The following is a 24,985-nucleotide window of genomic DNA, read 5'->3' as shown; positions in this document are numbered from 1 at the left end:
TCTTTGCGCCATTTGGGTTCGCCGGACGCGTTCCGCCCGCTCGTGGTCATGGTTCCAGCACCACCTTCCCGGTCGTGGCCCGCTTCTCCAGGGCCCGGTGCGCCGCGGCGGCCTCGGCGAGCGGGAACCGGGTGACCGCCGGGACGAGACGCCCGGCGGCGGCCTCGGCCAGCGCCCGCAGTTCCAGGGTCCGCACCGGGTCGGGCCCGCCAGCCCTGCGCATCATCACGGGGCCGAGCACCTGCTCGGACACCCCCTCCACGAGGTACGGGGAACCGCCGCCGAGGCCGGCGCCGGACCAGCCGAAGACCAGGTGCCGGCCGCCGGGGCCGAGCAGGCCGACGGCGTCCCGGGCCACGTCGCCGCCGACCCCGTCGAGCACGACGGTCGCCGCCCGGCCGCCGAGGTGCGCGCGGACCTTCTCCGGCCAGCCGGGATCGGTGTAGTCGACGGCCGGATCGGCGCCGTTCGCGCGGGCCAGCGCCACCTTCTCCGGGCCGCCCGCGAGGCCCACCACGGTCGCGCCCGCGTGGTGCGCGTACTGCACGAGGAGGGTGCCGATCCCGCCCGCCGCCGCGGGCACGACGACCACGGAGGACGGTCCGAGGTCCGCGAACTGCACGATGCCCATGGCCGTACGGCCCGTCCCGATCATGGCGACCGCCTGCGCGAAGTCGAGATTCCCGGGAATGTCGTGGAGCCGCTCGACGTCCGTGACCGCCAGCTCGGCATAGCCGCCCGGGGCGAAACCGAGATGGGCGACGACCCGCCTGCCGAGCCAGAGCCCGGCGACGCCCTCGCCGAGGGACTCGACGGTCCCGGCGACCTCCCGGCCGGGGACGGTCGGCAGGACGGGCTGGGGGGCCGGGCCGCCCCGCATGCCCGCGCGCAGGGCGGTGTCGAGGAGATGGACGCCCGCGGCGGCCACGGCGATCCGGACCTGGCCGGGCCCCGGCTCGGGGTCCCCGGTCCGTTCGAGGACGAGGTTCTCGGCGGGACCGAAGGCGTGCAGTCGGATCGCGTGCATCGGGGGGCTCCTCGGGATCTGCGGGATCTACGGCGTCCAGTGACCAGCGTTCAACCTCAAGCCCGCTTGAGGTCAAGCCGCTCCCGGATGCCCAGAGCCAGCGACACCGCCTCCATCGCGCTGTTGAACGACACCTCCGAGAGCACCCCCGGAGCCGCGACCTGGTCGCCCGCCAGGTAGACGCCGTCGCCCCGGTCGATGCGTGGGCGGTCCCGCCAGGTCGTACCGGGGAGGTCGACCGCGCCCGTACGGCCGTTCGCGACGCTCGTACGCCGCCAGGTGACCCGCTCGCGCCAGCCCTCGAAGGCGAGGTCGAGCAACTGCTCGGCACGGGCCGCGCCGTGCGCCCCGGACTCTCCCGGGGCGATCGGGATCTGCCCCTGGAGGAGCTGCTCCCCGGCCGGGGCGAGCGTGCGGTCCCGGGCGGTGAAACGCTCGATCCAGCCCGGCGCGTCCAGGTCGGAGACGGCGAACGCGTCGCCGCGGCGGGTGCGCAGCGCCAGGTCGACGAGGGCCGTGCGGCCGCTCGTCCAGGTCAGCGAGTCGTCCCTGAGCAGACGGCGGGCCGAGTCGAGCGAGGTGGCGACGACGACCGGGCCCCGGCCGGTGGGGACGGTGTCCATCCGGGCCAGCGTCTCCATCCGCACGCCGAGGTTCCACGCCCGCCCGGCCATCTTGTCGATGACACTGGCCCAGCCGCCCCGGGGGCAGTGCACCTCCGTCGGCACCTTCATCGCCCGGCGCAGCCGCTGCTGCACGAACGCGGCCGACAGCGAACCGGGATCGTGGTGGAAGAGGGCGACGGCCGCGTAGTTCGCCGCGGCCAGGGCCCCCTCCTCACCGGCCTGGCCGGTCGCCCAGGTCAGGAAGTCGACGTCCGCCGGCGCCCGCTGGCAGGAGCGCCGCAGCAGTTTCAGCATCGCGAAGGGCGGGGTGCGGCGCAGCACGCCCCTGTGCCGCAGGCGCAGCCGGGCGGCCTCCAGGGGCGGGATCGGGGCGAGCGCTCCGATCAGGTCCCGCTGCGCGAGCCAGGTCCAGTGCGGGCCCGCGCTGTAGAGGGCGTGCGGTCCCTCGTTCGTCCGGTAGGGACCCTCGGAGGTCCGGGCCCGTCCGCCGAGGGTGTGGTGAGCCTCGTACACGGTGACCTCGGCGCCCGCCTCGGCGGCGGTGATGGCGGCGGTGAGTCCGGCGAAGCCGCCGCCGATGACGGTGATGCGGTGCATGGCTGGAGGTCTCCTCTGCTCGGTGTCGGCTGTCCCGCGCCCCGGGGCGCGGCGGTGCTGTGACGACATGCCCTTCCGTGAGTACGACGGGACGCGGGCCCGGAATGTGACATGAGGGGCGTTTCCGCAGGCCAGGGCGCCCGGCGGGGCGGTCCGGCGCCCGTTGTCGGTGGGGGCGGGCAGGATGGGGGCATGGCGAGGAGAGTGGCGGGCGGGCGCGGCGGTGCGGGTGCGAAGGCGCCGGGGGCGGGACCGAGGGCGGCACGGCGGCCGGAGCTGCGGCTGCCCCCGCTGGAGCCCCACGACGGCGCGGAGCTGGAGCCGGACGGCGACTACGACGGGCTGGAGTTCCTGGAGGCGGACTTCGCGGGGCAGGACGGCGGGGGAGCCCGCTTCATGGACTGCGCGCTGACGGGCTGCGCGCTGGACGAGACGCGGCTGCACCACGCGCGCGTGCTGGACTCGGTCCTCACGGGCATCCGGGGGGTCGGCACCGATCTGGCGGAGTCGACGCTGCGGGACGTCGAGGTGATCGACGCCCGCCTCGGCGGAGTGCAGCTCCACGGCTCGGTCCTTGAGCGGGTGGTCGTGCGCGGCGGGAAGATCGACTATCTGAACCTGCGCAAGGCGGGGCTCAAGGACGTCGTGTTCGAGGGCTGTGTCCTGGTCGAGCCGGACTTCGGGGGCGCGCGCCTGGAGCGGGTGGAGTTCGTGGACTGCGTCCTGAAGGGCGCGGACCTCACCGGGGCGACCCTGGTGGACGTGGATCTGCGCAAGGCGGCGGAGCTGGACATCGCGCGCGGCGTGGACCGGCTCGCGGGCGCGGTCATCAGCACCCACCAGCTCCTGGACCTCGCACCGGTGCTGGCGGCGGCGCTGGGGGTGAGGGTGGAGGGCTGAGGGTGGAGGGCTGAGGTTCCGCGCCCCTGCCGCGTTCACGGTGGGGGCACCGGTCCGCCGACTTGTGAAGGACGGTGAACCGGCGTGGCGACGGGTTCGTTGTGCTCCCTGCACAAGGCCCCGGCACACGGAAGGAAAGCTCGGATGCCACCCAAGAAGAAGACGCGGGACCGGGACATGGAGGCGCAGATCGCCTCGGGTTCGGACAACGAGGGTTCGAACGCGTCGACCGTCAGTGTCACGGACGTCCCCTTCGTCGCCGCCACCGTCAACGGCCAGGGCGAACCCAGTGTTCTCCCCATCACCGCCCCCGCTCCGCCGGACATGACCGAGCTCCCCGAGCCGATCCACCCGGAGCGGGAACACGGCATCTACTTCGAGGCGGGTGACCTCGTACCCCCGCAGTTCGTGGCGCAGGGGATATCCGGACAGATCTACAACTACAGCCAGGCAGCGGGGGCATGGCTCAAGACGAACGCGGAGCCGATCCTCTCGTTCGCGGCGAAGGCCCTCCCCCTCGCCACCCAGGTCGCCTCGACCTATACCGAGGGCGCCACGTCCGCCAACCTGCAGAAGGCGTCGACCTATCTCGCGGCCGCCGAAGCCGTCGGCAACATGGGCCACGCCGCCTACAAGGCCTACAGCGACCCCAGCACCAACCGGCTTCAGGCCGCGACCAGCGTGGCGGGCAGTCTGGCCTCCGTCGCCGGAACGGTGATGAGCGCGAAGGCGGGCGAGCCCGAGCGGACGCGTGAGCAGTTGCAGCAGCTCACGACCCTGGGTGCGGCGTTCACCGCCGCGGGTGGGCTGACCAGCTTCACCAACCGCCCCACGCAGGAGAACTTCCTGCCGTACACCGCATCGCCGGCCGTGAGCGCCGACGTCAGCGCACGGCAGGGCGACAGCAACACGAGCCTGCCCGCCGACACCTACGCCATGAACCCGCTGCCGACGTCCGGCTCGCCGGCCCTGACGAGCGCGGCCTCCCTTCAGTCACCGGGTGCGGTGACCTCCAGCACGTCCGCGGTGGCGACATCGTCGGCCCTTCCGGTGCCACCGCCGAAGGCCGTCACCCACCGCAGCGGTCAGGCCATGTGACCCGGGGGTACCTGGCCGCGGGCCCCGGGACGACCGCACGCGGCGGCCGGCGGCCAGGCAGCCCTCCTCCATCCGCTCCGGCCCCGAGGAGATCCCTCCGCATGCCGGAGAACGCCATGCCGGCCGGTCTAGGAGACGCGGGGGAAGCGGGCCTGGAGGGTCCAGATCGCGGGGTTCTCGGCGAGGTCCTCGTGCAGGTCGGTCAGGTCCGCGAGCAGGTCGTGCAGGAAGTCGCGGGCCTCGCGGCGGAGTTCGGTGTGGGAGAAGGTCAGCGGCTCCTCGTCGCCCGGCATCCAGTCCGCCTCGATGTCCACCCAGCCGAAGCGGCGCTCGAAGAGCATGCGGTCGGTGGACTCCGTGAAGTCCAGCTCCGCCTGCTGGGGGCGGGAGGCCCGGCTGCCCAGCGGGTCGCGGTCGAGCTGCTCCACGATGTCGCACAGCGCCCACGCGAAGTCGAGCACCGGCACCCAGCCCCAGCCCGTGGACACCTCCCGGTCCGTCTTGGTGTCGGCGAGGTAGACGTCCCCGCAGAACAGGTCGTGCCGCAGCGCGCGGACGTCCGCGCGCCGGTAGTCGGTCTGCGGAGGGTCGGGGAAGCGGTTGGAGAGGGCGTAGCCGATGTCGAGCACGAGGTGATGGTGTCACGCCGGGGGTCCCCTTCCGGTCCGCCCGGGGTGGTCCGCTCCGGTCCGCCCGGGGCGGTCCGCTCCCGTCCGCCCGGGTGGTCTGCTCCCGTCCGCCCGGGCCGTCCGCCTCCCGTCGGTCAGGGGGACTCCTTCGCATGCGTCCGGGGCGTCCGCGTCCGTCCGCTCGTCCCGTCCGCTTCCGGCGTCCCGGGGTCGTCTTCCTCTTGTCCGTCCGGGGCCGGTCCTTCTCCCGTCCGTCCAGGGCGGGCCCCCGATGGACGGGTGGGTGGGGCGGTCGGGTTCCGGACTGCCGGGATCCGGCGGCGGTGGTTTTCGGCCGGAGCCGGGGTGCCGGAGCCCCGGGCCTGCCATCGCACCCCGCACGGGGCGGAGCGGCGGCCTAGGATCGCGGATGTGCCCCGATCTTCCGCCACCGTCACCTTTGCCCTGGCTCTCGCGCTCGTCGCCGGGCTCACCGCCTGCGGCGGGGACGGCGTGCACGGGAAACCCGGCGCGGCCGGTGTCGGCGACCCGTACTTCCCGAAGATGGGCAACGGCGGGTACGACGTCACGCACTACGGACTCACCCTGTCCTACGACCCCCGGGACAAACGGCTGACGGGGACCGCAGAGATCACCGCGCGGGCCCGGGCGGACCTCAGCGCCTTCCACCTCGACCTGCTCGGGCTGCACGTCTCCGACGTCACCGTCGAGGACCGCGCCGCCGGCTGGAGCCGGGCGGGCCAGGAACTGACCGTGCGCCCGCACGACGACCTCGACAAGGGGGAGACGTTCAGCACGACCGTCCGCTACTCCGGGATCCCCCGGACGATCACCGACGCCGACGCCTCCAAGGAGGGCTGGCTGCGCACGGCCGACGGTGCCCTCGCCCTCGGGGAGCCCACCGGGTCGATGGCCTGGTTCCCCGGCGACCACCACCCCTCCGACAAGGCGGCCTACGACGTCAGGATCACCGTTCCGAAGGGCTTCCAGGCCCTCTCCAACGGCGAGTTGACGGGCGAGTCGACCAAGGACGGCCGCACGACGTACGCCTGGCACACCGCCGAACCGATGGCGAGCTACGTGGCGACGCTCGCGATCGGCCGGTACGACGTCACCCGCTCGACGACGAAGGACGGCCTTCCGGTCCACGTGGCGGTGGACCCGACCCAGAAGCAGGCGAGCGAGAAGGTGCTGGCGCAGATCCCCGAGGTCATGGACTGGGAGCAGTACAACTTCGGCCCGTACCCCTTCTCCTCCACCGGCGCGATCGTGGACCGCCCCGACGACGCGGGCTACGCCCTGGAGACCCAGACGCGCCCCGTCTTCCCCGGCGCCCCCGACACCGGGACGCTGGTCCACGAACTGGCCCACCAGTGGTTCGGCGACTCGGTCACCCCGAAGTCCTGGCGGGACATGTGGCTCAACGAGGGGTTCGCCACCTACGCGGAGTGGCTGTGGCAGGAGGACCACGGCGGCGACTCGGCCGAGAAGATCTTCAACTCCCTCTACCGGGGCGACTACTACGAACCGGTCGACAGCAGCGAGGTCTGGGCCTTCCCGCCCGCGGACCCGCCCGGTGCCGCGCAGATCTCCGATCCGCCGGTCTACTACCGCGGTGCGATGGTCGTGCACAAGATCCGCCAGCTCGTGGGCGACGACACCTTCTACGACATCGTCCAGGGCTGGGCGGCCACGCACCGGCACGGGAACGCGGACACGGCCCAGTTCACCGCGTACGTCGAGAAGGCCGCGCCGGACAAGGACTTCAGCGGCATCTGGAAGAACTGGCTGTACGGGGAGGGGAAACCGGCCCACCCGTGAGCGCACGAGAGGAGCCCCCGGGCGAACCGCGGTCCGGGGGCTCCTCTCGAAGTGCGCCTGCGCGCCGGGCGTCAGACGCTGACGCCGAAGTCCTGCGCGATGCCCACGAGGCCCGAGGCGTAGCCCTGGCCGACCGCGCGGAACTTCCACTCCGCGCCGTTGCGGTAGAGCTCGCCGAAGACCATGGCGGTCTCGGTGGCCGCGTCCTCGGAGAGGTCGTAGCGGGCGATCTCGGTGCCGCCGGCCTGGTTCACGATGCGGATGTAGGCGTTGCGGACCTGGCCGAAGTTCTGCGAGCGGTTCTCCGCGTCGTAGATGGAGACCGGGAAGACGATCTTCTCGACGTCGGCGGGCAGGCCCGCGAGGTTGACGTTGATCGCCTCGTCGTCGCCCGCGCCCTCACCCGTGCGGTTGTCGCCCGTGTGGACGATGGTCTGGTCCGGGGTCTGCTTGTTGTTGAAGAACACGAAGTGGGCGTCCGAGTAGACCTTGCCCTGGGGGTTGACCGCGATGGCCGAGGCGTCGAGGTCGAAGTCGGTGCCCGTGGTGGTGCGGACGTCCCAGCCGAGGCCCACGGTGACGGCGGTCAGGCCCGGAGCCTCCTTGGTGAGCGAGACGTTGCCACCCTTGGACAGGCTTACAGCCATTGTTGGGAGTCCCTTCCCTCGTGACGTACGGGCTTCGTACTGGGGACGAAGCTACCGTCACCCCTATGAACGCCAAGGGGGGTACCCGAGGTTCCGTCTGTCTTTACCTTTTTTACCGAGACCCCCCTCTTCACCCCGGCACGGGCCGCTCTTCACTCCGACGGACGCCGAAAAGCGGGTGACGCGGACCGGCCGCGCGCGCGACCATGAACACATGTCCGGTCCCTATGTCATCCGCGGCTCCGTCTCCCTGCCCGAGGCCGAGCTCATGTGGCGTTTCTCGCGCTCCGGCGGTCCGGGCGGGCAGCACGTGAACACCAGCGACTCGCAGGTCGAGCTCCGCTTCGACCTCGCGAGCACCGAGGCGCTGCCGCCCGTCTGGAAGGACCGTGCCCTCGCGAAGCTGGAGGGGCGGCTCGTCGACGGGGTCATCAGCGTCCGGTCCTCCGAACACCGCTCCCAGTGGCGCAACCGCGAGACGGCGGCCGTGCGTCTGGCCTCCCTGCTCGCCGAGGCGACCGCGCCGCCGCCCAAGCCCCGCCGCCCCACCCGCATCCCGCGGGGCATCAACGAACGGCGGCTGCGCGAGAAGAAGGCCCGCTCCGACACCAAGCGCGGCCGCACGGGCCGCGACTGGGGCTAGGGCCCGCTTCCTCCACCGTGGCCGGCCCCGCCGGCCGCCGTGGACCGCCGGGCCCGTTCCGGGCGCCTCAGCCGAGCTGCCGGTAGCGGCCCTTGAAGTACGTCAGGGGGCCGCCGTCCGCGCTCGGCACCCGGGCCGTCAGGACGCGGCCGATGACGAGGGTGTGGTCGCCCGCGGCGATCCGCTGCTCGGTGCTGCACTCCAGGGTGGCCAGCGCGCCGCCCACCAGGAGGGCGCCGGACGCCTCGCCGCGGACGTAGGGGATGTCCTCGAAGAGGAGCCGGTCGCTGATGCGGCCCTTCATCGAGAAGCGGCCGGCGATGTGGCGCTGGCTCTCCGCGAGCACGGAGACGCCCCACAGGGGCTGTTCGTCGAGCAGGTCGTCCATCCGGGACCCCTCGCGCAGGCTCACCAGGACGAGCGGCGGGTCCAGGGAGACGGACATGAACGCGGTCGCGGTCATGCCGACGTCCTCGCCGCGCGGCCCGTCCGGGGCCAGCGCGGGCTCGTGGGCGGTCACCAGGACCACACCCGCGGCCAGCCGGGTCATGGCGGCGCGGAACTCGTCGTTGCTCACCCCCTCAGCATGCACGGACGGGGTGGCGGGAAGAGCGGGGGAAGTCGTGAGCACGCCGAAACGCTAGTCTCCGCGCCGCGGGCGGCGCATCGGACCTCGGACCGATGCGGGACCTAGGTCCCGGGACGGGGCCGGGCCGGGGCGACGGGGCCCGGCGCGGAGGGGGCGGGGGCCCGGGAACGGTTACGGGCGGGGTGGGCGAACGCGCGGTCGGTGACGGCCGTACTCTTCTGCGTACTCGTTCGGAAGGCCGGCGTGCACAGGTTCTGCACAGTCGGCCAATAATGCATTCGGCAAACGCACACTGAAATGCAGAAACTCCACTCAATTGCTCAGGTTCAGCTGTGACTTGAGTCACAGGAGCCATATTTTGTTGACCCTGTGTACCGAGTGGGGAGCGCGCTGTGATTCAGTGGCGGAGGCGTTAAGCGGGGAAGCTACCGAGCAGTATGGCGTGAAGGGGTTCACGGAGAAGCGCCGGGCAGTCAGCACGGAACCGAAAGAGCACCCAGTACGCCGAGAGAACCCTGGAGTTGCTGCGAGGTCTCGAGGGGAGGGCGAATGGAGACCGAGTCGGAGCCCTACGTCCGTCTTGCGACCCTGAGGCAGCTGCACCAGGTGATGGCGGACATGAACACGGCCCGCAGTCTGGCCGACACGCTGCAGACCGTCGCCGACGGCGTCGTCACCGGGCTCGGCTACGAGCTGGCGTGTGTCAACCTCGTGCGCCCCGACGGCGACCTCGTCGTCGCCGCCCTCGCCGGGAACCCGGCCGCCGAAGCCCTCATCACCGGACGCGTCGGCTCCCGCACGTCCTGGGACCGCCGGCTCACCATGGGCGAGGCCTGGGGCGACCTGCGGTTCATACCCCACACCGAGGGCTGGGTCCTGGACGAGGACGACGTGCCGCAGTGGTACACCGACGGTCCCGCGCCCCGCTTCGAGGACGAGTGGCACCCCTCCGACCGCCTCTTCGCCCCGCTGTACACCCCGAGCGTCACCGGCAGCGGCAGCGGCGGCCACGGTGAGCTGATCGGCGTGCTGTCGGTGGACCGGCCGCGCAACGGCCGCAAGCCGGGCGCCTGGGGCCGCGAAGCCCTCCAGATGTACGCCTTCCAGGCCGCCATCGCCATCAGCAACGCCCGTCTACGCGCGAATATGCAGCGCGCCCTGGTCCGCCTGGAGCGCGAGCAGCAGGCCCTGCGCGCCAGCGAGGAGTCCTTCCGGCAGGCCTTCGAGTACGCGCCCTCCGGCATGGCCATCGCCGAGATGGGCGGCGACCAGCACGGCCGCATCCTGCGCACCAACGACGCCCTGTGCCGGCTGCTGGGCCGCCCCGCCTCCGCGATGCGCCGCTACTCCTTCTCCGACCTCGTGCACCCCGAGGACATCGGCACCCTGCTGCGGACCTCCGCCGAGGGCGGCCGGGCCGAGCTGCGGCTCGGGCGCCGCGACGGCACGTACGTCTGGGTCCACCTGCGCAACTCCGTCGTCGCGGACGCCGCCGACGGCCCCCGCTTCCTGCTCACCCACGTCGAGGACATCGAGGACCGCAAGCGCCGGGAGCTCCAGCTCGCGCACCGCGCCTCGCACGACGCCCTCACGGGCCTGCCCAACTCCGCCGAGCTGCGCTCCCGGCTCGGCGCCCGCCTGTGCCGACGCCCGGCGTCCCTGCCGCCCGGCCTGGTCGCCTCGCTGGACGCCGCGTACGGTCACGGGGACTTCGTGGACCCGCTGTCCGGCGAGTACGACGACAGCGGCCACCCCGCCTACGACGGGAACGGCTTCGACTTCCGCAACGGCGCCGAGGCGTTCGAGGCCTTCGACCACCATGTGCACACCGTCGCCCCCGAGGGCGAGACGGACGACGGCACCAAGGGGCTCGCGGTGCTCTTCTGCGACCTCGACGGATTCAAGTCGATCAACGACCGGTTCGGGCACAACGCGGGTGACGAGGTTCTCATCGAGGTCGCCCGCCGCCTGACCCACGGGGTCCGGGACGGCGACACGGTGGCCCGGCTCGGCGGTGACGAGTTCGTGGTGCTCGCCGACGGTCTCGGCCGCGCGGACGCCCAGGACCTCGCCGTACGCCTGAGGAACGCGATCATTCCTCCCATCAGGGTCGACGGGCGGGCCGTCCGTGTGGGCGCCAGCTTCGGCATCGGGTGGGCCCACTGCGGGATGACGGCGGACGAGGTGTTGAAATCCGCTGACGAGCGGATGTACGTCGAGAAACGTTCTCGTCCCAAACAGCACAGGCGTGCGGGATAACACGCAGGTCAGTGCGTCGATGCGGTGAAGGCCCCCCGTTCGGCCCAGTGAAACCGGGTAGGCTCGCCATTCATTCGTGTACCGCATCAGAACCGCACCCGCTGAGGAGACCAAGGGATGACGCCCGGCAACAACGGCGCGAGCACGCCCGAGGAGGACGACCCGTTCGGCTATCTGTACGCCGACGGTCAGGCCAACGGAGCCACGCCGCCCCCCGGAGGCGGCGGCTACGGCTACCCGGGCTCGGTCAACCGGGTGCGGGCGGTCGGCGAGCGCAAGTACGGCCAGCAGACCGCTCAGGGCGGCTACGGCCAGCAGGCCCCCACCGCCCCGTACGGCCAGGTTCCGCAGCAGGGCGGCCACGGCCAGCCGAACGCGTACTACGGAGCCCCCGAGACCGCTCCCGGCGGCGCGCAGACGGCGCGGACGCCGATGCCCGGTCACGGTGACGGCGGCGGTCGCGGCCGCGGCCCGAACACCAAGGGGCTCCTCATCGGCGCGATCGCCGTGGTCGCCGCCGTGGTGATCGGCATCGCCGTCGCCATGACGGGCGGCGGAGACGACGACAAGGGCGACCAGGCGGGCACGACCCCGACGGCTTCCCAGAGCGCCGCCCCGACCCAACAGGAGACGAAGAACGCCGACGAGCCCAAGGCGCTCCCCAAGATCGACGCGAAGGCGCTGAAGCTGGACGGCGGGGTGACGACGGCATCGGACATCCAGGGCGCCAAGGCGGACGGCGGTGTCTATGTCACGGGGTTCAACCACGTCGGCGCGTCGGTCATCTGGAACGTCAGCGGCATCGAGAAGGCCGGCAAGTACACGCTGAACGTCGACTACGGAGTGCCCGGCAAGGACGCCAACGCCACCCTCACAGTCAACGGCACCGCCCAGGATCGCCCCCTCAACCTGCAGAACTTCGCCAAGGCGGCGGAGGGCGACGCCGCGAAGGGCTGGACCAACACCTGGGCGGACATCACCCTCAACAAGGGCACGAACACGATTCAGATCTCCTGCGCGGAGGGCAACCAGTGCGACGCGAACTTCGACCAGCTCTGGTTGGAGTCCGGGTGGAAGTAGCCCGCGGCCGGTAGGCGAACACGAGAGGGGCGTCACGGCAGCGGGACTGCCGTCACGCCCCTCTCGCGTCGGGTCAGATCCAGTTCGTGCAGGAGTTCAGCAGCGTGTCACCCTCGAACCGGGCCACCTGGACGCCCCAGTCGAAGATGCCCGACTGGTTGATGGCGTACGAGGTCAGGTCGAGGCTGGTGTTGTAGCCCTTGATGTTGGCGTGCCAGGGCCAGTTCTTGCGGACGCCGTTGACGTCCTTGGTGATGAGGCGGGCCCGGACGTGGTGCCCGTCGGCCAGCGAGTCGTAGACGGTCATGTCGAAGTCGATCCGGGTGTCGGCGCCGTAGAAGTCCGAGTACACGTATCCGTACGCGCCGGTGGTCGAGCATTCGGCCTGCATGGGGTTGGCCTGCGCGGCGTTCGAGGTTGCCACCGTCAGGATCATCGCCCCCAGGGCGGTGCCCCCGAGCTGAACGGTCCTGCGAAGCTTTGACTGAGTGAGTGACATGCGCATGACGTTAATCGTTCAGTCCGAGTTCGGCGCGGAGTTTTTCTCCGCGGTTGTGCGGATCAGGTCACACGGGCTACGCCGCGGACGCCTCGCTCGTCACGGCCACCTGTTCCGTCAGGGCCTCGTAGGCGGGACGGTCGAACTCGCCCGCGGCCGGGGCCAGTACGGTCGCCGCGGACAGGGCCACAGCCCGTGCCAGCCGTTCCGGCCACGGCAGGTTCTCGACCAGGCCCGACAGCAGGCCCGCGACCGCCGAGTCGCCCGCGCCCGTCGGATTGCCGTGGACCGGGCGCGGGGGAGCGGCCCGCCAGCGGCCCGCCGCGTTCTCCGCGAGGAGTCCCTGCGCGCCGAGGGAGGCCACGACCGTGTGGGCGCCGCGCCGGCGTGCCGAGCGGGTGGCCTGGAGGGGGTCGTGGGAGCCGGTGAGTTCGGCCAGTTCCTCGGCGTTCGGCTTGACGATGTCGGGGCGGGCCGCGACTCCCCGGCGCAGCGGCTCCCCGCTGGTGTCGAGCAGCACCGGGACGGCCGACGCGCGCGCGGAGCGTACGAGCTGGGCGTAGGCCCCGACCGGGACCCCCGGGGGGAGGCTGCCGCACAGGGCCACGGCCGAGGCGGAGCGCAGCAGGTGTCCGTACGTCTCCTGGAAGGCCGCCCACTCGGCTGGGGTTATCGCCGGTCCCGGTTCGTTGAGCTGGGTCGTGTCACCGGTCGTGGTGTCGACGACGGCGATCGTGCGGCGCGTCGATCCCCCCACCGGCACGAGCGCGTCCACCACCCCGGCCGACTCGGCCAGCCGGTCCCGTACGACGCGTCCGGTCGCGCCGCCGGTGAATCCGGTGACCGTCACCTCGTGTCCGAGCGCGGCCAGCACGCGACCCACGTTCAGGCCCTTGCCGCCCGGGCGTTCGGTCACCTCGCTCACCCGGTGAGAGCTGTGCGGGCGCAGTCCCCGTACGCGATAGGTGATGTCGAGAGCGGTGTTCAGCGTGACCGTGAGGATCACCTGCGACGACCTCCCCCGAAGAGTTCTGCGACCTGGGCGCCGGTCGGACGCCCGCCGGTGTTTCCGGAGGCTCGATCATGCCAAACACAACGGCGGTCGGCCCAGTCCCCCCGGGCCAACCGCCGCAAGCAACAAAGGTGTGAATCACCCCAGTTGGGGATCGACCACCCATTCGCCGCCGCGCATGACGCCCTTGAGGGCGAAGTCGGCGTCGAGAACCACGAGGTCGGCGTCCTTGCCGGGTTCGAGGGAGCCCACCCGGTCGTAGCGGCCCAGCAGGCGGGCGGGGTTGGCCGAAATGGCCGCGACGACCTGCTCGACCGGCAGCCGGTCGACCGTGACGGCGCGCTGGAAGGCGCGGTCGAGGGTGAGCGTGGAGCCCGCGATCGACCCGCCCTCCACCAGGCGGGCGACGCCGTCCGCGACCTCGACCTCCAGCGGGCCGAGCATGTAGCGGCCGTCGCCGAAGCCGGCCGCGTCCATCGCGTCGGTGATGAAGGCGACCCGGCCGGGCCCGGCGTGATGGAACGCCAGCTCCAGCGAGGCGGGGTGCAGATGCGTGCCGTCGTTGATCAGCTCGACCGTGATCCGCTCGTCCTCCAGGAGGGCCGCGATGGGACCCGGCGCCCGGTGCCCGAGCGCCGGCATCGCGTTGAACAGGTGCGTCGCCACGGTCGCGCCCGCGTCGATGGCCGCCTTCGTCTGCTCGTACGTCGCGTCCGTGTGCCCGATCGCGGCGATCACCCCGTGCTCGGCGAGCAGCCGTACGGAGTCGAGGCCGCCGGGCAGTTCGGGGGCGAGCGTGACCATGGCGGCCCGGCCGCGGGCCGCGTCGAGGAGCTTGCGGACGTCCGCCGGGTCCGGGTCGCGCAGCAGTTCCTCGGAGTGCGCGCCCTTGCGGCACGGCGAGATGAACGGGCCCTCGAAGTGGATGCCGGCGATGTCGCCCTGCTCGGCCAGCTCGGAGAGCATCCCGGCGCGTTCGCCGAGGCCGTGCATGTCGCCGGTGACGGTCGAGGCGACGACGGTCGTGGTGCCGTGCAGCCGGTGGGTGTGGATGCCCCGCAGGACGTCCTCGGCCGTTCCCGAGGTGAAGGACGCGCCGCCACCGCCGTGGTTGTGGATGTCGACGAAGCCGGGGACCACCCAGTGGCCGGACAGGTCGGTCACGTCCGCGTCCGCGGGGACCGCCCCGTGGACTCCGGCAGGTCGCGTCTCGGAGGCACCCGCGCCGGCGATCCGCGGACCGTCGATGATCACGCGGCCGTCGTGCACGATCCCGGTGGGCAGTACCACCCGGGCGCCGGCGAGAACCTTGCTAGGGGCCATCGGGTGGTTACCTCCGGGGAGTCGTAGAAGTGGTGTTCAGGAGGTCCCGGGCGAGGAGCCCGGCACCGAGGCATCCGGCGGTGTCCCCGAGGGCGGCGGGGACGATGGACGGCAGCTTCTGGAACGTGACACGGCGTTCGACCGCGGCCCGCAGGGGTGTGAACAAGGTTTCCCCCGCCTCGGCGAGCCCGCCACCGATGATCAGGGTGCGCGGGTCCAGGAGGGTGAGCGCGGTGACCAGGCCGTCGGCGAGCGCGTCGACGGCTTCCTGCCAGACGGCCAGCGCCCTCGGGTCGCCCGACTCGACGGCCTTGGCGCAGTCCGCCGCGTCCGCCCCGGGGTCGCCGGACGCCTCGGCCCAGGCCTGGCTGACGGCCGCCGCCGAGGCGAACCGCTCCAGACAGCCGCGCTGCCCGCACGGACACGGGGAACCGCCGGGCCGTACGACGATGTGGCCGATCTCGCCCGCGAAGCCGTGCGCGCCCTCCTCGACGCCGCCGTTGATGCCGATGGCGCCCGCGATGCCGGTGCCCAGCGGGACGAACAGGAAGCGGTCGGCTCCCCGCCCGGCGCCGATCCGGCCCTCCGCGAGGCCGCCGGTGCGCACGTCGTGCCCGAGCGCGACGGGCACGCCGCCCAGCCGCTCGGCGAGCAGCCGGCGCAGCGGGACGTCGCGCCAGCCTAGGTTGGCGGCGTAGACCGCGATGCCCTCGGCGGTGTCGACGATGCCGGGGACGGCGACGCCGGCGGCCAGCGCGCTCGTCCCGAAGTGCTCCTCGCCGTAGGCGCGCAGTTCCGCGGCGAAGTCGAGGATGTCCTCGACGACGGCGTCGGGCCCGCGCTCGCGGCCGGTCGCCCGGCGGGCCTGGTACAGCAGCGCGGGGTGTCCGGAGGCCTGCGGCCGCGGCGCGTCGGGGCGGTCCGGGGAGGGCTCGGTGTCCACCCCGACGAGGGCGGCCTTCATGCCGGTGCCGCCCACATCGAGGGCGATGACGTGTCTCACGGGGGACAGTGTCGCGCTTTACCCCTGGAAAGGTCTAGTCCACTCGCGTGATGGAGACCCTTAATCCGCATTCCGAGACGTGACCGGGGCCGGGGAGGGGGCCCCGAAGGCGGGGAAGGCCCGTGCCGGTCGCCGACAGGCCCCGTACCCGGCGCCTGTCGGTACCGGGGGCTACCGTGCTGTCCATGGAAGAACTGCCCGCGCGTGAACGGAGCATTCTCGCCCTGGAGCGCCGCGGCTTCCCCGGCCCCGGCGCCAAGGAACGCGCCATACGCGAACAGCTGGGCCTCGCCCCGGTCCGCTACTACCAGCTCCTGAACGCGCTCCTGAACGATCCGCGAGCCCTCGCGCACGACCCCGTCACGGTGAACAGACTCCGCCGGGTCCGCGAGTCCCGCCGCGACGAGCGCTGAGACCGCGCGCGGCGAGACCCGGTGGTGGTGCTGGTGCCGGTGGGCCGGACGGCGGGAGCCGGGGGCGGAGGGAGTCGTGAGACCCGGTGCCGGTGGGACGGCGGGCGGGGCGGCGGGATCCGGTGGCTCGGGCCGGGCGGCCGGGGCCTGGGGCGGGGCGGGTGGCGGGAGCCGATGGCGGCGGCGGTCGGCGGGGCGAGTGGTGGGACCCGGTGCTGGTGCCGGTGGTCGGGGGCGGTGCTGGGATCGAGGCATTCGCTGTCCGGGGGTGCCCGGTCGGTCGGGAGTCGGAGGTGTTGCCGCCGCGGCCCCGATAGGGTCGCCCCATGGGCAGCCACCCCGAATCCAAGGACTCCTTGCCGGCTCCGGTGACCCCCGCCGGTCGCGACGCGCTGGAAGCGATCCTCACGCGTCCCGCCAGGACGGTCGTCGCACTCGACTTCGACGGAACCCTCGCCCCGATCGTCCCCGACCCCGACCGGGCCCGCGCCCACCCCGACGCGGTCCCCGCGCTCGCCGCGCTCGCCCCCAAGGTCGCCTCCGTCGCCGTGGTCACCGGCCGCCCGGCCGGGGTCGCCGTGCGCCACGGCGGGTTCGCGGGTGTGGCGGGGCTGGAGCACCTGGTGGTCCTCGGCCACTACGGCGCCGAGCGCTGGGACGCGGTCAGCGGTACGGTCACCGCGCCCGCCCCGCACCCCGGCGTGGCCGCCGTCCGTGCCGAGCTGCCGGGGTTCCTCGACCGGATCGGCGCCTGGCAGGGCACCTGGATCGAGGAGAAGGGCCGTGCGGTCGCCGTGCACACGCGGCGTGCCGCCGATCCGCAGGCCGCTTTCGAGGCGTTGCGGGGGCCGCTGGGTGAACTTGCCGCCCGGCACGGGCTGATCGTCGAGCCGGGGCGCATGGTCCTGGAGCTGCGTCCGCCGGGCATGGACAAGGGGGTCGCCCTTCTGGAGTACATCCGGGAGACCGGTGCCGAGGCCGTTCTGTACGCGGGTGACGATCTGGGGGATCTGCCCGCCTTCGCCGCCGTCGAGAAGCTGCGCTCCGACGGGATTCCCGGGCTCCTGGTGTGCAGCGGCAGCTCCGAGGTCGCCGAGCTCGCCGAGCGGGCCGACCTGGTGGTCGAGGGGCCCGCCGGAGTCGTCCGGCTGCTCGCGGCCATCGCGGCCGAACTCCCCTGACCCGGCCGCTCGTCACCCCGGTGACCCGGCGCGGGTCAGGCTTGTCTCGCCCCCTCCGCCCCTACCCGTCCCGAACCTGGGGCTCCGCCCCAGACCCCGCTCCTCAATCGCCGGAGGGGCTGAACTTTTGCCGGCCGGGGCTGAAATCTTGCACGGCACCCGAGACGTGACCCCCTGGGGCTCCGCCCCGGACCCCGCTCCTCAATCGCCGGAGGGGCTGAACTTTTGCCGGCCGGGGCTGAAATCTTGGGCTGGGACCGCCACCACGATGCACCCGCGGCCGGGATCCGGCGGAAGGGGACGTGCCGGTACATCGATGGCCGTCGCCACTAACGGTCACTTCTCCGTCCGACGGCGGCGGCCTGATGTACCGGCGCGGCCCCGACCCACCCACCGGACCGGAACCGCGACCGCCGCCCGCTCCCGGTCAGGACTCCAGTTCGTGGAGTTGGTCCAGGAACCACTGGGCCGGGGGGAGGGCCGTGGCGGCCGCGGTCAGGCGTTTGGTGCGTTCCGCGCGTTCGCCCGGCTGCATCACGAGCGCCTCGTGCAGCGCCCGCGCCGTCCCGGTCACGTCGTACGGGTTCACGGAGATCGCGTCCTCGCCCAGTTCCTCGTACGCCCCGGCCTCCCGGGACAGGACCAGCGCGCAGCCCTCGTCGGAGACGACCGGGATCTCCTTGGCGACGAGGTTCATGCCGTCCCTGATGGGGTTGACGAGGGCGACGTCGGCGAGCCGGTAGGCGGCGAGCGAGCGCGCGAAGTCGTCCTTCACGTGCAGCACCACCGGGGTCCAGCCAGGCGTCCCGTACTGGGAGTTGATCTCGTCAGCCACGCGCTGCACCTCGGCCGTGTAGTCCCGGTACACCGCGAGGTCCTGCCGCGACGGATAGGCGAACGCCACGTGGACGACCCGCTCGCGCCACTCCGGGTGGTCGTCGAGGAGCTGCCGGTACGCCAGCAGCCCCCGCACGATGTTCTTGGACAGCTCGGTCCGGTCGACGCGCACGATCGTCCGGCGGTCCGCGCCGATCTCCTCGCGCAGCGCGGCCATCCGCTCCCCGACGTCCGCGCGGTGCGAGCGCTCGCGCAGGAACTCGGCGTCCGCGCCGAGGCCGTGCACGCCGACGCGGGTCTCGCGCACCGGCGCCCCGGTGCCGTCCAGGTGCTCGATCGTCCTGGGGGCACCGTCCGGGGGCAGGACGGCGCGGTAGCGGGCGGGATCGGTCTCCTCCGCGCAGCGCATGAACGCGGTGGCCCACCGCCAGGTCAGGAAGGCCACCCGGTCCGCGCCGAGCATGCCCGCCATCAGCTCCGCGCGGATGTCGTCGGGCAGTATCCGGAAGTAGTCCTCGGGCGCCCACGGGGTGTGGGAGAAGTGACCGATGCGCAGGTCGGGGCGCAGTTCGCGGAGCATCCCGGGCACCAGGCACAGGTGGTAGTCCTGGACCAGCACGGCCGCGCCCTCGGCCGCCTCCTCGGCCAGCGCCTCGGCGAAGGCGCGGTTGTAGGTCCGGTACGACTCCCACTGGCGCCGGAACTCCGCGTCGAAGACCGGCTCCAGCGGGGTCTGGTAGAGCAGGTGGTGCACGAACCACAGCACGGAGTTGGCGATGCCGTTGTACGCGTCGGCGTGCGTGTCCGCGTCGACGGCCAGCATCCGTACGCCGTCCTCGTGGACTCCGCGCCGGACGGCCTCCCGGTCACCGTCGCCGAGCGCGGAGCAGACCCAGAGGGCGCCCGCGTCCGGCCCGATCGCCGAGAGTCCCGAGACGAGGCCGCCGCCGCCGCGTCTGGCGTGCAGCGAGCCGTCCTCCCGTACCTCGTAGGTGACCGGGCCGCGGTTGGAGGCGACCAGAATCCTGTGGGCACCGTGCGTTGAAGCCATGCCTCGAAACCTAGCCCCGTCTCGAAACGCTCAAACGCGCCCTTCGGCCGTATGCGATGCCCGGCCGTTCAGGGCCTGACTACGCGGCTTCGCGCGCCTGGTACTCGGAGATTTCGCTCATCGGCGGCCTTTCCTCCGTGTCCACGGAGTACGTGCGCGGCCGGAAACCGTCGCGGTCGCGCTCGAACTGGGTGAGGGAGGGGCGGATCAGGTGCCCGCGTGCCAGCCGGAGCTGTGCGGTGCGGTAGATGGCGGCGGCCATGCGGCCGAGTGCCTGGCCGTCCTGGTGCCGGTGCTTGCGCACCCCGACGTCGACCTGGGCGAGGGCGTCCAGGCCCACCAGGTGCAGGGCGTCGACGAGCATGCCCAGTTCGACGCCGTAGCCGACGGGAAAGGGGAGCTGTTCCAGCAGCGAGCGGCGGGCCGCGTACTCGCCGCCGAGCGGCTGGACGAAGCCCGCGAGCTGGGGCCAGTGCATGTTCAGCAGGGGGCGGGCCATCAGCTCGGTGACCCGGCCGCCCTGCCCGCCGCCGCCGGCCATCGGGCGGTCGTACATGGCCTTGACCAGGTCCACGCCAGGGTCGGTGAGCAGCGGTCCCACGATCCCGGAGACGAAGTCGGACGAGAACTCCCTGAGGTCCGCGTCGACGAAACAGACGATGTCCCCGCTCGTCACGAGCAGCGACCGCCACAACACCTCGCCCTTGCCGGGCACGGCCGGGATGCGCGGGAGGATGTCGTCGCGGTGGACGACCCGCGCGCCCGCGGCGGCGGCGACCGCGGCGGTGCGGTCGGTCGATCCGGAGTCGACGACGACGATCTCGTCGACGAGGGGCACCTGCTGCATCAGGTCGTGGCGGATGATCGCGACGATCTCGCCGACCGTCTCCTCCTCGTTCAGCGCGGGCAGGACGACACTGACCGTGGAGCCGGTGACGCGTTTGGCTGCCATGATCTTGTGGAGCGGGCGGTCGGTCGCGGACCAGGAGCGTGTGCTCAGCCAGCTTTCGACTTCTCTCAGCACCGTCTGCGGCTCCTCACTGTCTGATCACACGCTCTCATCGGCGTGCCCGCTGCGGCCAGCGGCAGATCGATTGCCGTCGTCTCGCGGTTCGGACGACTATCTCAACTGTCCTGGCCTTCGGTTACAGTCTTGAACAACGCGCATGACCATCGCATGTCCTGGATCGTCGGCGCGTATCGTGTTCAACAGTTCAACAATCAAATACCGCTCATCCAGAGGGGCAGAGGGATACGGCCCGATGAAGCCCCGGCAACCCTCCAGCCGGTCTCGTACCGATCGATGTCGATCGCGTCGCGAGGCTCCCGGCTAGGGAAGGTGCCAAATCCGTCTCACGGCGAAGTGCGTCGTGAGGAAGATGAGGAGAAAGGGCCTCGCCTCCATGGCTGCGCAGACAGTTGCAAGCACCACGAACTCCGCCGACGCGGTAGACCTCGGCCCCGCCGCGGCGCTTTCCTGCCGCGAGTGCGGACACCGCGTCCCGCTCGGCCCGCTCTTCGCCTGCGAGGAGTGTTTCGGCCCGCTGGAGATCGCCTACGACTTCTCGGCGTACGACACCGAGGAACTCCGCAAGCGCATCGAAGCGGGACCCGCGAACATCTGGCGCTACGCGCCGCTGCTGCCCGTCCCCGCGGACGTGGCGGACAAGCCGAACATCAACCCCGGCTGGACCAAGCTCGTCCAGGCCGACAACCTCGCCCGTGAGCTCGGCGTCGACGCCGGAAAGCTCTTCGTCAAGGACGACTCCGGCAACCCGACGCACTCCTTCAAGGACCGCGTCGTCGCCCAGGCCCTCGAAGCGGCCCGCGCCTTCGGGTTCACCACCCTCTCCTGCTCCTCCACCGGCAACCTGGCCGGAGCGGTGGGCGCCGCGGCGGCCCGCGCCGGCTTCCGCTCCTGCGTGTTCATCCCGCACGACCTGGAGCAGGGCAAGGTCGTCATGGCCGCGGTCTACGGCGGCGAGCTCGTCGGCATCGAGGGCAACTACGACGACGTGAACCGCTTCTGCTCCGAGCTGATCGGCGACCCGGCCGGCGAGGGCTGGGGCTTCGTCAACGTGAACCTGCGGCCGTACTACGCGGAGGGCTCCAAGACCCTGGCGTACGAGATCTGCGAGCAGCTCGGCTGGAGGCTCCCCGACCAGCTCGTCGTGCCGATCGCCTCCGGCTCCCAGCTCACGAAGATCGACAAGGGGCTCCAGGAGCTGATCAGGCTCGGACTCGTCGAGGACAAGCCGTACAAGATCTTCGGCGCCCAGGCCGAGGGCTGCTCCCCGGTCTCCGTCGCCTACAAGGCCGGCCACGACGTCGTACGGCCGCAGAAGCCGGACACCATCGCCAAGTCGCTCGCGATCGGCAACCCGGCGGACGGCCCGTACGTGCTCGACATCGCGCGGCGCACCGGCGGCGCGGTGGAGGACGTGAACGACGAGCAGATCGTCGACGCGATCAAGCTGCTCGCGCGCACCGAGGGCATCTTCGCGGAGACGGCGGGCGGCGTGACCGTCGGCGTCACCCGCAAGCTCATCGAGAACGGTCTTCTCGACCCGGCCCTCACCACGGTCGTGCTGAACACCGGCGACGGCCTCAAGACCCTGGACGCGGTGGCCTCCGACACCGGGCTGACCGCGACCATCCGCCCGAACCTCGACTCCTTCCGAGAGGCTGGCCTCGCATCATGAGCGTCAACGTCCGCATCCCCACCATCCTGCGCACCTACACCGGTGGCGCCGCCGAGGTGACGGCCGAGGGCGCGACCCTCGCCGAGGTCATCAGCGACCTGGAGAAGAACCACACGGGCATCGCCGCGCGCGTCCTGGACGACCAGGGCAAGCTGCGCCGTTTCGTGAACGTGTACGTCAACGACGACGACGTGCGCTTCGAGCAGGGACTGGAGACGGCGACCCCGGACGGCGTCGGCGTCTCGATCATTCCGGCCGTCGCCGGAGGCTGATCGTTACCCTCGGTAATGCCGAACACATTGCGTTCACATAATTGCCCCCTCCGTGAGACAAGCGGAGGGGGCAATTCTGTAGGGTTGAACGCGCTAGAGTTGGGGAAGTCGCGCCGATCTGGATGTTGGTTTCATGCCGGACGCATATGAGTGACCCTTCGGCGGGCGACAAGAAGTAGCCAAAATGGCTCACCTTTTTGGGCATTTTATGGCATTTGCGGGGCCCGACTTGCCCCGAATCCTTGCGCATTCTCCGCATATCATTGATCGGCCATGCCCAGAATTCTCGTCCGATTGACCTGTTGCAGAGGGCAGTTGGACAGATACATTCAGCCGCGGTCGACGCGTTCCGGCGCACACCCCCAACCGTTGGGGGGTGAGGTCTGACCCGGATCCGCGAAGTGTGGATCTGTGCAAGGGCCAGTAATAGGGGAGTTAGGCATGGCTCAGGGCACCGTCAAGTGGTTCAACGCGGAGAAGGGGTACGGCTTCATCGCGGTCGACGGTGGTGCGGACGTCTTCGTGCACTACAGCGCGATTCAGATGGACGGCTACCGCACCCTTGAAGAGGGTCAGCGAGTGGAGTTCGAGATCTCGCAGGGCCAGAAGGGTCCGCAGGCGGACATGGTCAAACTCGCCGTCTGATCGGGCGCGAACGACCACCGACTCACTCACGCACGAGGGGCCCGCATCCCGCAGGGGATGCGGGCCCCTCGTGCGTCCCCGGCCGGTCCTGCCGCGTGGCGCGTGCGCCCGCGTGCCCGCGAGCCCCCTCGGCCGGGGCGTCGCGCGGAGGCTGCCCGGCGGCCCTGTTTTGCTGAGAGGCGCTTGCACTCGCAGGGGTCGAGTGCTAATCATTGGCGTTAGCACTCTCCGAGTGAGAGTGACAGAACTTGGATCGGGCCGGCGAGGCTCACGGGCCTGTGGGGCAAGGAACCACAGGGCTCGGGGGCCGTCCGTCGCGGGCGCGGGCGCGATCCGGAGCAATCCACCCCGTCCGGGAGGACCACTTCACATGGCCAAGATCATCGCGTTCGACGAGGAGGCACGGCGCGGTCTCGAGCGCGGGATGAACCAGCTCGCCGACGCCGTCAAGGTCACCCTCGGCCCCAAGGGCCGCAACGTCGTCCTCGAGAAGAAGTGGGGCGCGCCCACGATCACCAACGATGGTGTTTCCATCGCCAAGGAGATCGAGCTCGAGGACCCGTACGAGAAGATCGGCGCCGAGCTGGTCAAGGAAGTCGCCAAGAAGACGGACGACGTCGCCGGTGACGGTACGACCACCGCGACCGTTCTCGCCCAGGCGCTCGTCCGCGAGGGCCTGCGCAACGTCGCCGCCGGCGCCAACCCGATGGCCCTCAAGCGCGGTATCGAGAAGGCCGTCGAGGCCGTCTCCGGTGCCCTGCTGGAGCAGGCGAAGGATGTCGAGACCAAGGAGCAGATCGCTTCCACGGCCTCCATCTCCGCCGCCGACACCCAGATCGGCGAGCTCATCGCCGAGGCGATGGACAAGGTCGGCAAGGAAGGCGTCATCACCGTCGAGGAGTCCCAGACCTTCGGTCTGGAGCTGGAGCTCACCGAGGGTATGCGCTTCGACAAGGGCTACATCTCGGCGTACTTCGCCACCGACATGGAGCGTATGGAGGCCGTCCTCGACGACCCGTACATCCTGATCGCGAACTCCAAGATCGCGAACGTGAAGGACCTGCTCCCGCTCCTGGAGAAGGTCATGCAGTCGGGCAAGCCGCTGCTGATCATCGCCGAGGACGTCGAGGGCGAGGCCCTGTCGACCCTGGTCGTCAACAAGATCCGTGGCACCTTCAAGTCCGTCGCCGTCAAGGCCCCGGGCTTCGGTGACCGCCGCAAGGCCATGCTCGGCGACATCGCCATCCTCACGGGCGGCGAGGTCATCTCCGAGGAGGTCGGCCTCAAGCTGGAGAACGCGGGTCTGGACCTGCTGGGCCGCGCCCGCAAGGTCGTCATCACCAAGGACGAGACCACGATCGTCGACGGCTCCGGCTCGGCCGACCAGGTCGCCGGCCGTGTGAACCAGATCCGTGCCGAGATCGAGAACTCGGACTCGGACTACGACCGCGAGAAGCTCCAGGAGCGTCTGGCGAAGCTGGCCGGCGGCGTGGCCGTCATCAAGGCCGGTGCCGCCACCGAGGTCGAGCTCAAGGAGCGCAAGCACCGCATCGAGGACGCCGTTCGCAACGCGAAGGCGGCCGTCGAGGAGGGCATCGTCGCCGGTGGTGGCGTGGCCCTGCTCCAGGCTTCCTCGGTCTTCGAGAAGCTCGAGCTCTCGGGTGACGAGGCGACCGGCGCCAACGCCGTGCGTCTGGCCCTGGAGGCCCCGCTCAAGCAGATCGCCGTCAACGGTGGCCTCGAGGGTGGCGTCATCGTCGAGAAGGTGCGCAACCTTCCCGTCGGCCACGGCCTGAACGCCGCGACCGGTGAGTACGTCGACATGATCGCCGAAGGCATCATCGACCCGGCGAAGGTGACGCGCTCTGCCCTGCAGAACGCCGCCTCCATCGCCGCGCTGTTCCTGACCACCGAGGCCGTCATCGCCGACAAGCCGGAGAAGGCCGCCGCGGCCGCTCCGGGCGGCATGCCGGGCGGTGACATGGACTTCTGATCGACCCCGTCGATCAACGTCCTGACGTTCCGAGGGCGGCACCTTCCCGCGAGGGAGGGTGCCGCCCTCGGGCGTTTCCCGGCCCGGACGCCTGCCCCTGCCCCGGACGCCTGCCCCGGGCGTTCGCCGGGGACGGTA

The 24,985-nt window shown here is 71.5% G+C and carries 23 protein-coding genes and 1 riboswitch; of the genes, 12 read left to right on the top strand and 11 right to left on the bottom strand.

All coding sequences use genetic code 11. The features are described from left to right. Positions 1-46: 46 nt before the first annotated feature. Both ACFYYF_RS28820 and ACFYYF_RS28815 read right to left on the bottom strand, forming a co-directional pair. The gene (locus tag ACFYYF_RS28820) at positions 47-1,027 is read right to left on the bottom strand and encodes a zinc-binding dehydrogenase (protein ID WP_388780465.1); all 981 of its coding nucleotides are present in this window, start codon (positions 1,025-1,027) and stop codon (positions 47-49) included. A 56-nt stretch (positions 1,028-1,083) separates the two neighbouring features. Then, the gene (locus ACFYYF_RS28815; protein WP_388780464.1) at positions 1,084-2,319 is read right to left on the bottom strand and encodes an FAD-dependent oxidoreductase; all 1,236 of its coding nucleotides are present in this window, start codon (positions 2,317-2,319) and stop codon (positions 1,084-1,086) included. 123 nt (positions 2,320-2,442) lie between these two features. Here ACFYYF_RS28815 and ACFYYF_RS28810 point away from each other — a divergent pair, with 123 nt between their 5' ends. Beyond that, positions 2,443-3,150 (top strand): pentapeptide repeat-containing protein, encoded by a 708-nt coding sequence (locus tag ACFYYF_RS28810; RefSeq protein ID WP_388780463.1) that lies wholly within the window; start codon positions 2,443-2,445, stop codon positions 3,148-3,150. Between the two features lie 144 nt (positions 3,151-3,294). Further along, complete coding sequence (locus tag ACFYYF_RS28805) at positions 3,295-4,248, top strand: hypothetical protein (RefSeq protein ID WP_388780462.1); 954 nt, start codon at positions 3,295-3,297, stop codon at positions 4,246-4,248. 128 nt (positions 4,249-4,376) lie between these two features. On the opposite strand, the gene ACFYYF_RS28800 is transcribed toward ACFYYF_RS28805, so the two are convergent. Further along, on the bottom strand, positions 4,377-4,877 hold the full coding sequence (locus tag ACFYYF_RS28800; protein ID WP_361678733.1) for a hypothetical protein: 501 nt from the start codon (positions 4,875-4,877) through the stop codon (positions 4,377-4,379). 411 nt (positions 4,878-5,288) lie between these two features. On the opposite strand from ACFYYF_RS28800, the gene ACFYYF_RS28795 reads away from it, so the two are divergent. Beyond that, positions 5,289-6,698 (top strand): M1 family metallopeptidase, encoded by a 1,410-nt coding sequence (locus ACFYYF_RS28795; protein ID WP_388780461.1) that lies wholly within the window; start codon positions 5,289-5,291, stop codon positions 6,696-6,698. Between the two features lie 71 nt (positions 6,699-6,769). On the opposite strand, the gene ACFYYF_RS28790 is transcribed toward ACFYYF_RS28795, so the two are convergent. After that, positions 6,770-7,345 (bottom strand): TerD family protein, encoded by a 576-nt coding sequence (locus tag ACFYYF_RS28790; RefSeq protein WP_361678727.1) that lies wholly within the window; start codon positions 7,343-7,345, stop codon positions 6,770-6,772. 214 nt (positions 7,346-7,559) lie between these two features. On the opposite strand from ACFYYF_RS28790, the gene arfB reads away from it, so the two are divergent. Continuing rightward, a complete protein-coding gene (gene arfB / locus ACFYYF_RS28785; RefSeq protein ID WP_365489449.1) occupies positions 7,560-7,988 on the top strand; it encodes an alternative ribosome rescue aminoacyl-tRNA hydrolase ArfB in 429 nt (142 codons plus the stop codon). A 67-nt stretch (positions 7,989-8,055) separates the two neighbouring features. On the opposite strand, the gene ACFYYF_RS28780 is transcribed toward arfB, so the two are convergent. After that, entirely contained in the window at positions 8,056-8,538 is a 483-nt protein-coding gene (locus tag ACFYYF_RS28780) for a flavin reductase family protein (RefSeq protein WP_339135563.1), read from the bottom strand. A gap of 588 nt (positions 8,539-9,126) precedes the next feature. Between ACFYYF_RS28780 and cdgB the strand changes: the two genes are divergently transcribed. Both cdgB and ACFYYF_RS28770 read left to right on the top strand, forming a co-directional pair. Then, positions 9,127-10,836, top strand: a complete 1,710-nt coding sequence (cdgB, locus tag ACFYYF_RS28775) for a diguanylate cyclase CdgB (protein ID WP_388780460.1) — start codon at positions 9,127-9,129, stop codon at positions 10,834-10,836. A 117-nt stretch (positions 10,837-10,953) separates the two neighbouring features. Further along, the gene (locus ACFYYF_RS28770) at positions 10,954-11,916 is read left to right on the top strand and encodes a CBM35 domain-containing protein (RefSeq protein ID WP_388780459.1); all 963 of its coding nucleotides are present in this window, start codon (positions 10,954-10,956) and stop codon (positions 11,914-11,916) included. Positions 11,917-11,989: 73 nt separating this feature from the next. On the opposite strand, the gene ACFYYF_RS28765 is transcribed toward ACFYYF_RS28770, so the two are convergent. The 4 genes from ACFYYF_RS28765 to ACFYYF_RS28750 all read right to left on the bottom strand — a co-directional run bounded on the left by ACFYYF_RS28765 (position 11,990) and on the right by ACFYYF_RS28750 (position 15,753). Beyond that, positions 11,990-12,415 carry a hypothetical protein gene (locus ACFYYF_RS28765; RefSeq protein ID WP_388780458.1) on the bottom strand — a complete coding sequence of 142 codons (426 nt, stop codon included), beginning with the start codon at positions 12,413-12,415 and terminating at the stop codon, positions 11,990-11,992. 76 nt (positions 12,416-12,491) lie between these two features. Next, complete coding sequence (locus ACFYYF_RS28760; protein ID WP_388780457.1) at positions 12,492-13,421, bottom strand: 1-phosphofructokinase family hexose kinase; 930 nt, start codon at positions 13,419-13,421, stop codon at positions 12,492-12,494. A 144-nt stretch (positions 13,422-13,565) separates the two neighbouring features. Next, positions 13,566-14,750, bottom strand: coding sequence for an N-acetylglucosamine-6-phosphate deacetylase (gene nagA, locus ACFYYF_RS28755; RefSeq protein ID WP_361678708.1), 1,185 nt, complete (start codon positions 14,748-14,750; stop codon positions 13,566-13,568). 7 nt (positions 14,751-14,757) lie between these two features. Next, the gene (locus ACFYYF_RS28750) at positions 14,758-15,753 is read right to left on the bottom strand and encodes an ROK family protein (RefSeq protein ID WP_361678704.1); all 996 of its coding nucleotides are present in this window, start codon (positions 15,751-15,753) and stop codon (positions 14,758-14,760) included. A gap of 185 nt (positions 15,754-15,938) precedes the next feature. Between ACFYYF_RS28750 and ACFYYF_RS28745 the strand changes: the two genes are divergently transcribed. Both ACFYYF_RS28745 and otsB read left to right on the top strand, forming a co-directional pair. Then, a complete protein-coding gene (locus ACFYYF_RS28745) occupies positions 15,939-16,166 on the top strand; it encodes a DUF3263 domain-containing protein (protein ID WP_261701885.1) in 228 nt (75 codons plus the stop codon). Between the two features lie 326 nt (positions 16,167-16,492). Then, complete coding sequence (otsB, locus tag ACFYYF_RS28740; protein WP_388780456.1) at positions 16,493-17,347, top strand: trehalose-phosphatase; 855 nt, start codon at positions 16,493-16,495, stop codon at positions 17,345-17,347. Positions 17,348-17,774: 427 nt separating this feature from the next. Here the strand turns inward: otsB and ACFYYF_RS28735 are convergent, their stop codons facing one another. Beyond that, positions 17,775-19,235, bottom strand: a complete 1,461-nt coding sequence (locus tag ACFYYF_RS28735) for a trehalose-6-phosphate synthase (protein WP_388780455.1) — start codon at positions 19,233-19,235, stop codon at positions 17,775-17,777. Between the two features lie 79 nt (positions 19,236-19,314). Further along, complete coding sequence (locus ACFYYF_RS28730; protein WP_361678695.1) at positions 19,315-20,259, bottom strand: glucosyl-3-phosphoglycerate synthase; 945 nt, start codon at positions 20,257-20,259, stop codon at positions 19,315-19,317. 205 nt (positions 20,260-20,464) lie between these two features. Further along, positions 20,465-20,621: riboswitch (SAM riboswitch) on the top strand. A gap of 17 nt (positions 20,622-20,638) precedes the next feature. Here ACFYYF_RS28730 and thrC point away from each other — a divergent pair. The 4 genes from thrC (at position 20,639) to groL (ending at position 24,847) form a co-directional block, all read left to right on the top strand. Then, entirely contained in the window at positions 20,639-21,937 is a 1,299-nt protein-coding gene (gene thrC, locus ACFYYF_RS28725) for a threonine synthase (RefSeq protein ID WP_361678692.1), read from the top strand. After that, positions 21,934-22,209 carry a MoaD/ThiS family protein gene (locus ACFYYF_RS28720; protein WP_355766811.1) on the top strand — a complete coding sequence of 92 codons (276 nt, stop codon included), beginning with the start codon at positions 21,934-21,936 and terminating at the stop codon, positions 22,207-22,209. The genes thrC and ACFYYF_RS28720 overlap by 4 nt, the downstream gene beginning before the upstream one ends. A 441-nt stretch (positions 22,210-22,650) precedes the next feature. Further along, positions 22,651-22,854, top strand: coding sequence for a cold-shock protein (locus ACFYYF_RS28715; protein ID WP_005315736.1), 204 nt, complete (start codon positions 22,651-22,653; stop codon positions 22,852-22,854). Between the two features lie 370 nt (positions 22,855-23,224). Then, positions 23,225-24,847, top strand: a complete 1,623-nt coding sequence (groL, locus tag ACFYYF_RS28710) for a chaperonin GroEL (RefSeq protein ID WP_037622287.1) — start codon at positions 23,225-23,227, stop codon at positions 24,845-24,847. Positions 24,848-24,985 lie beyond the last annotated feature (138 nt).

The sequence above is a fragment of the Streptomyces sp. NPDC001914 genome, assembly GCF_042891215.1.
Classification (GTDB): Bacteria; Actinomycetota; Actinomycetes; order Streptomycetales; family Streptomycetaceae; genus Streptomyces.
Note: the sequence above shows the minus strand (reverse complement) of the source record. Positions and strands in the feature narration are given on the sequence as shown.